The sequence below is a fragment of the Stappia sp. TSB10P1A genome (genome assembly GCF_900185725.1).
Taxonomy (GTDB): Bacteria; Pseudomonadota; Alphaproteobacteria; order Rhizobiales; family Stappiaceae; genus Stappia.
This window is the reverse complement of sequence record NZ_FYAU01000026.1, coordinates 491,593-497,784: the sequence shown is the minus strand read 5'-3', so window position 1 is coordinate 497,784 and position 6,192 is coordinate 491,593. Positions and strand designations below refer to the sequence as shown.

The following is a 6,192-nucleotide window of genomic DNA, read 5'->3' as shown; positions in this document are numbered from 1 at the left end:
GTCGCCGCCGCAACCGGCCGGGGCGGCAGCGGCACGCTGGACGACCAGGCCCGCCGCCTGGCCGGTGGCCTGCCGGCCGTCGACACGCCCGCAGCCGTCGCCGCGCGCGAGGATGCGGCGCCGGCGGCACAGGCCCCGATCACCGTTGCCGCCATCGCGCCGCCCACCAAGCCGGCGGAACTGCGCCAGGGCCCGATCGAGGCCGCGACCGGAACCGCGCTCGCCGCCGCGCTGCCGCGACCGGCCCCTACGGACGGTGTTGCGGCCATCGCCGCCGCCACCGGCGCGGCACCCGGCCGCAAGCCGCAGGCGGACCTCACCGCCGCGACCCTCGCCTATGCACCGGCAACCGCGTCCGCGAGCGCATCGGGCGGCAATTCCGCCGTGGCGCCGTCGCGCGCCGCCGCTCCCGCTCCGGCGACCCGCCAGGCCTCGGTGTCCGGACGCCTGCCGGAGCCGGTGATCCGCGATCCGCTGGCGCGCTTTGCCGCGCTTCCCGACCGGACCGCGCTTCCCGAAATCCTTTCGGGCCTCACCAACACCCGTACCCGGACCTTCGCCCAGCTCCAGCATCCCAACCAGCGGCGGCTGGAACTGCTGATGGCGCCGGGCGGCCGTGTCTATGCCAACCGCTTTGGCGCCTCGGCGCGCGAAGCCGCGATGCCGCGTCCCGACCGGTTCGAGGGACCCGCCATTGTCGTGCTGCCGGTGGTGTCGCTGCGCTGAGGACAAGGTCCCGCGGTTGAAGACCTGCAGAAACAGGAAAGGCCGGCAGCGGTGATCCGCTGCCGGCCTTTCGCGTCTTGTGGCCCGGGTAGAACCGGCGGCCTGTCGTTTCGGGAGGAGACGGGCCGATGTGCCGCGGGCCTGCGGGACCGCCCTCAGGATTGCCGTCGAAGGGGGCAGGGCGACGAGGACGAAAGGGCTCCCCTGCGGCGGAAGCCACGGGGATGGGAAGCCACGGGGATGTCACGGACGGCGGCGGGAAGGGCGCCGGAAAGGGAGAAAGAGAGGGGCGCCGAAACGGCGGCGAAACGGCTCCGAAACGGCTCTGGGCCTGGCGTCAGCTCCGGGTGACCACGCCGGACCCGCCCCGGTCGAGCCGGCCGAGGCCCTCGCGGGCGATCTGGTTGGAGCCGTCGATGCCGAGGGCGCGGCTGTAGGACCGGCGCGCGTCGCTGGCCTGGCCGAGCGTCTCCAGCGCGAAGCCGCGATTGGCCCAGGCGACGGCGGAGCGCGTGTCGCGGTTGACCGCCTCGGACAGGTCCGACAGGGCGGCCTTGGGATCGTTCAGCGCGAGATAAGAGATGCCGCGCGCGATATAGGGCTCGGCCGCGTTGGGATCGAGGCCGATGGCGATGGCGAAATCCTCGACGGCCTGCTGATGGCTGCCGCGCGCCTGATGGATGAGGCCGCGATTGTGAAAGGCGCGGGCATTGCTCGAATCGCGGCGGATCGCCGCGTCGAAATCGGCAAGGGCGAGATCGTCGCGGCCCATCTCGCGGTAGGAATTGCCGCGCCCGACAAGGGCAAGGTCATAGTCCGGCTTGATCCGGAGGGCGGCGCTGTAATCGTTGACGGCGGCGTTGAGGTTGCCCAAGCGGCGGTGGACCAGCGCGCGGTTGGCATAGGCCTGGAACGAGTCCGGTGACAGTTGCAGGGCCGTGTCGAAATCCGCCATCGCCTCCTTGTGGCGCCCGGCCTGGCCATAGGCGATGCCGCGGGTGTTGTAGGCGGCCGCGTCGCGCGGGTTGGCCTTGATCACCGCGTTGAGGGAATCGATGTTCGCGGCGGAGCCGGCGGAACGGTCGACCTCGAAACCGGAGGACAGGCCGGATGCCTGGCAACCCGCCACCAGCAGGGCGGCGGAGAGGAGAACACCCCGCAGGGGGCCTGATCGAAACGTCGCCTTACGCAATGCCCACCACCTCGGTTGATCCTGTCCTGTCCCGCAACCAGCCGCCAAGGCCTTCCGCCGCAACCAAGACCTTTCGTCGCACCGGCCTTTATCGCGACGGACACCATCGCGACGGACAATGGCACGATCGTCCAGCGCGTTCCACCCGCCACCGGACGATGCCAGGCGACAAGAAGCCAGGCGACAAGATGCCAAGCGATTCGGGCGGAAACCCGGCGAACCGCATCGGGACATCCGCCAATTGCCAGAGCCGAACCTGCTCGCGGCACCTCCCCGATGCCGGCACCGACCCGTATTGGCATCGACCCATACTGGCATCGACCCGTACTGGCACCGACCCGCTTCGGCCGTGGCCGGCGCGGGCCTATGCAAACGGCTTCGCCTCCATGCCGGGCGTGACGGCCCGGGAGGGAGGCGAAAGAACCTGGGGTGTCGGCTGGACGTGGCGCGAAACACTGGTCCGCGCCGGGCCGTACTTTTAGCGGCGGGGAGCCTTGCTCGGCAGCAGGCCTTCGCGCTGGGCCCGCTTGCGCGCCAGCTTGCGGGCGCGGCGAACGGCCTCGGCCTTTTCACGGGCCTTCTTCTCGGACGGCTTTTCGTAGTGGCCGCGAAGCTTCATCTCGCGAAAGATGCCTTCGCGCTGCATTTTCTTCTTAAGCGCCTTGAGCGCCTGATCGACATTGTTGTCGCGGACCAGAACCTGCACGCGTCTTTTCCCATCGTGTTTGCACGGGATGCGGACCTGCACCCTGTGCGGAGCAATTTCAATGTGATGCGGAAGCGAAGTCGGATCACCACCGAAACCGGTCGCCATCCGGGAAGGGGCTGCCACTTGCACAAAGACAAGGCCGCGCCGCCCTCGCGTCGCCAGTCAGGGCGTTGTGTTAGCAGAGGCAACCGGGCTTGTCCACCCGCATTCACCGGTTCCGAGCCATGTTTTGCGGCTGCACAGTGGGGAATCCCGACCCGGTTCGGCACAGGGTTTCAGCGTGGCGGAGGCAAAAGCGGGCGGCCGGTTTTTCTGGACAGGATTGTAGCGAGGAACTAGGAAGAGGTCCGGCTGCCGGCGCGGATTTTCGCCCTGCGCGGCGTCCGGTGTCCATGTCCTTTGCCCGTGCGGGACCTGGTTGCGCTCTCTTCAGGCCCTCGCGGCCTGTGCGCACCGGTGTGAGCTCCGGGCACTCCCGGAGTTCAGGGGATGACCGATCCCTCCACGGCCCGGCCGGCCGGCCGGCTTTCCGCCCTTTGGCGCGGCGATATCCTGCCGACCCTGGCGCTCGGCACCCCGATCGCCGGGGCGCAACTGGCGCAGATGGCCGTCAATACCACGGATGTGCTGATGATCGGCTGGCTCGGCGCCACCGAGCTGGCGGCGGTGGTGCTGGCCTTCAACCTCTATATCGTGCTCTGGCTGTTCGGCATGGGCGTGCTGCAGGCGGTGATCCCGCTGGCGGCGCGGGCCCGCGGCGAGCGCAAGGTGCGCGAGCTGCGGCGGGCGGTGCGGATGGGCTTCTGGTTCGTCGCGCTCTATTCGATCCCGGCGCTGCTGGTGATGTGGCACACCGAGGATCTGCTGCTGGCGCTCGGCCAGGAGCCGCAGGTGGCGGCGCTGGCCGGCGGCTATGCCCAGGTGATGATGGTCACCCTGGTGCCGTCGCTGCTGACGATGGCGCTGAGAAACTTCATCACCGTGATGGAGCGGGCCCAGGCGGTCCTGTGGGCGACGGTGGCCGGAGCGGTGCTCAACGCCATGGTCAACTATGTGCTGATCTTCGGCCATTTCGGGTTTCCGCGGCTGGAACTGGTCGGCGCCGCGATCGGCTCGGTGATCACCTCGACGGTGACCTTCCTGCTGCTGGTGGCCTATGTGCTGCGCCAGCCGCATCTGCGGCGCTATGGCGTGTTCGGGCGGATCTGGCGGTCGGACTGGCCGAAGCTCCTGGAGATCGTCAAGCTCGGCTGGCCGATCGCGGTGACGCTCCTGGTCGAGGTGGCGCTGTTTTCCGGCACGTCGGTGATGATGGGCTGGATCGGCACCATCGACCTTGCGGCGCACGGGATCGCCACCCAGTTCGCCTCGATCGCCTTCATGGTGCCGATCGGCATCGGCCAGGCGGCGATGATCCGCATCGGCCTGGCGGCCGGGCGCGGCGACCGCAAGGCGGTCGGGCGGGCCGGCTGGACCGGCTTCAACCTCGGCATGGCCTTCATGGGCACGAGTGCCATCGTCTTCCTGCTGATCCCCGAGACGCTGGTCGGCCTGTTCCTCGACTTCGGCAATCCGGATGCGGCAAGCGTCCATGCCATCGGCGTCAGTTTCCTGGCGGTGGCGGCGCTGTTCCAGGTCTTCGACGGGGCGCAGGTGATCGGCGGCAGCCTGTTGCGCGGCCTGTCGGACACCAAGGTGCCGATGATCATGGCGGTGGCCGGCTATTGGGGCGTCGGCATGGTCGGCGCCTATGTGCTCGGCTTCCCGCTCGGCTTCGGCGGCATCGGCATCTGGATCGGGCTGGCGGCGGGCCTTGCCTTCGTCGCCGTGCTTGTCATGTGGCGCTTCGCGCTGCGCGAGCGGATCGGGCTGATCTGAGGTGGCCTGATCTGAGGCGTTCTGCTCTGCGGTGATCCGGTCCGGGGCGCCCGCTCAGGCCTTGAGCGGGCGGATGCGGTTGACATGGCCCATCTTGCGGCCCGGCCGGCTCTCCGTCTTGCCGTAGAGATGCAGCGAGGCGCCGGCCTCGCTGAGGATGTCGGCCCAGCGGTCCGCCTCCTCGCCGATCAGGTTCTCCATGACCACGTCGGAATGGCGCTCGGCGCTGCCGAGCGGCCAGCCGGCGACGGCGCGCACATGCTGCTCGAACTGCGAGACCTGGCAGGCGTCCTGGGTCCAGTGGCCGGAATTGTGCACGCGCGGGGCGATCTCGTTGACGACGAGGCGCGGGCCCCCTGCGCCCTCCGGCAGCACGAACATCTCGACGCCGATGACGCCGACATAGTCGAGCCGCTCGCAGATCGTCTCCGCCATGCGGCGGGCCTCGGCCGCCAGTTCGGGGGCAAGGGCCGCCGGCACGGTCGAGGTCTTGAGGATATGGTCGCGGTGGACGTTCTCGGCGACGTCATAGGCGCGCAAGGTGCCGTCGAGGCCGCGCGCGGCGATCACCGAGACCTCCCGCTCGAAGGGCACGAAGGCTTCCATGATGGCGGCGTGGCGGCCGAGCCGGGCGAAGGCGTCGCGCGCCTCCGCCGCCGAGCGCAGCAGGATCTGGCCCTTGCCGTCATAGCCGAGGCGCCGGGTCTTGAGGATGCCTTTGCCACCGGCCTCATGCAGCGCGGCGACCGCCTCCTCGTCGCTGTCGACACGCCAGAAGCCGGCGACGGGAATGCCGGCGGTCTGCAGGAAGCTCTTTTCCTCCAGCCGGTCCTGCGAGACCGCAAGGGCGCGCGGTCCCGGGCGCACCGGCACGCGGGCGGCCAGATGGCTGGCGGTCGGGCCGGGGACGTTCTCGAACTCGTAGGTAACGACATCGACCGAGGCGGCGAAGATGTCGAGCGCGGCAACATCGTCATAGCCGGCGATGGTGTGGGTCTGGGCGACCTCGAAGGCGGGGCTCGCCGGATCGGGACAGAAGATATGGGTCTTGAGGCCGAGCGGGGCGGCGGCAAGGGCGATCATGCGACCGAGCTGGCCGCCGCCGAGAATGCCGATCGTATCTCCCGGCAGCAACGGCCGGTCGCCGGTCTTCATCATCTGCCCGTGCCCTTCCTGGTCAAGCGTCGTCGGACGGGTGCTCGGCGACCGCCTCGCATTGGCGCCGGCGCCAGTCGTCGAGCCGAGCGGCGAGGGCGGTGTCCGTGAGGGCCAGCACGGCGGCGGCGAGCAGGGCGGCGTTGACCGCGCCGGCCTTGCCGATGGCAAGGGTGCCGACCGGAATGCCGGCCGGCATCTGGACGATGGACAGCAGGCTGTCCTCGCCCTTCAGCGTGCGGGACTCGATCGGCACGCCGAAGACGGGAAGCGGCGTCATCGAGGCGGTCATGCCGGGCAGATGGGCGGCGCCGCCCGCGCCGGCGATCACCACCTTGAAGCCGGCCTCGCGGGCGCCGGTCGCAAAATCGTAGAGCCGCTGGGGGGTGCGGTGGGCCGAGACGATGCGCGCCTCATGCGAGACGCCGAGCGCCGCCAGCGTGTCGGCCGCATGTTTCATGGTCGGCCAGTCGGACTGACTGCCCATGATGATGGCCACTTGCGGATTTGCCTCGCCCATGCGCGCCCCTGC

General features: G+C 69.8%; 5 protein-coding genes and 1 pseudogene. 2 read left to right on the top strand and 4 right to left on the bottom strand.

The genetic code is table 11. From position 1 onward, the window contains the following. Nucleotides 1–726: pseudogene (locus tag TSB10P1A_RS13695) on the top strand (ATP/GTP-binding protein); the annotation flags it as partial. Nucleotides 727–1,063: 337 nt separating this feature from the next. Here TSB10P1A_RS13695 and TSB10P1A_RS13690 read toward each other — a convergent pair. Then, a complete protein-coding gene (locus TSB10P1A_RS13690; RefSeq protein ID WP_244293105.1) occupies nt 1,064–1,918 on the bottom strand; it encodes a tetratricopeptide repeat protein in 855 nt (284 codons plus the stop codon). A 478-nt stretch (nt 1,919–2,396) separates the two neighbouring features. After that, nucleotides 2,397–2,624, bottom strand: coding sequence for a 30S ribosomal protein S21 (gene rpsU / locus TSB10P1A_RS13685; RefSeq protein ID WP_029059436.1), 228 nt, complete (start codon nt 2,622–2,624; stop codon nt 2,397–2,399). A 492-nt stretch (nt 2,625–3,116) separates the two neighbouring features. Here rpsU and TSB10P1A_RS13680 point away from each other — a divergent pair, with 492 nt between their 5' ends. Further along, entirely contained in the window at nt 3,117–4,505 is a 1,389-nt protein-coding gene (locus tag TSB10P1A_RS13680; protein WP_186388465.1) for an MATE family efflux transporter, read from the top strand. A gap of 54 nt (nt 4,506–4,559) precedes the next feature. On the opposite strand, the gene TSB10P1A_RS13675 is transcribed toward TSB10P1A_RS13680, so the two are convergent. Both TSB10P1A_RS13675 and purE read right to left on the bottom strand, forming a co-directional pair. Next, a complete protein-coding gene (locus TSB10P1A_RS13675) occupies nt 4,560–5,660 on the bottom strand; it encodes a 5-(carboxyamino)imidazole ribonucleotide synthase (protein ID WP_371515097.1) in 1,101 nt (366 codons plus the stop codon). A 22-nt stretch (nt 5,661–5,682) separates the two neighbouring features. Continuing rightward, nucleotides 5,683–6,180, bottom strand: a complete 498-nt coding sequence (gene purE / locus TSB10P1A_RS13670) for a 5-(carboxyamino)imidazole ribonucleotide mutase (protein WP_186388463.1) — start codon at nt 6,178–6,180, stop codon at nt 5,683–5,685. Nucleotides 6,181–6,192 lie beyond the last annotated feature (12 nt).

What these genes read in the sequence shown, in the direction of transcription:
- TSB10P1A_RS13680 (WP_186388465.1), top strand. Translation starts at nt 3,117, where the DNA reads ATGACCGATCCCTCCACGGCCCGGCCGGCCGGCCGGCTTTCCGCCCTT.
- purE (WP_186388463.1), bottom strand. Translation starts at nt 6,180, where the DNA reads ATGGGCGAGGCAAATCCGCAAGTGGCCATCATCATGGGCAGTCAGTCC.
- TSB10P1A_RS13675 (WP_371515097.1), bottom strand. Translation starts at nt 5,660, where the DNA reads ATGAAGACCGGCGACCGGCCGTTGCTGCCGGGAGATACGATCGGCATT.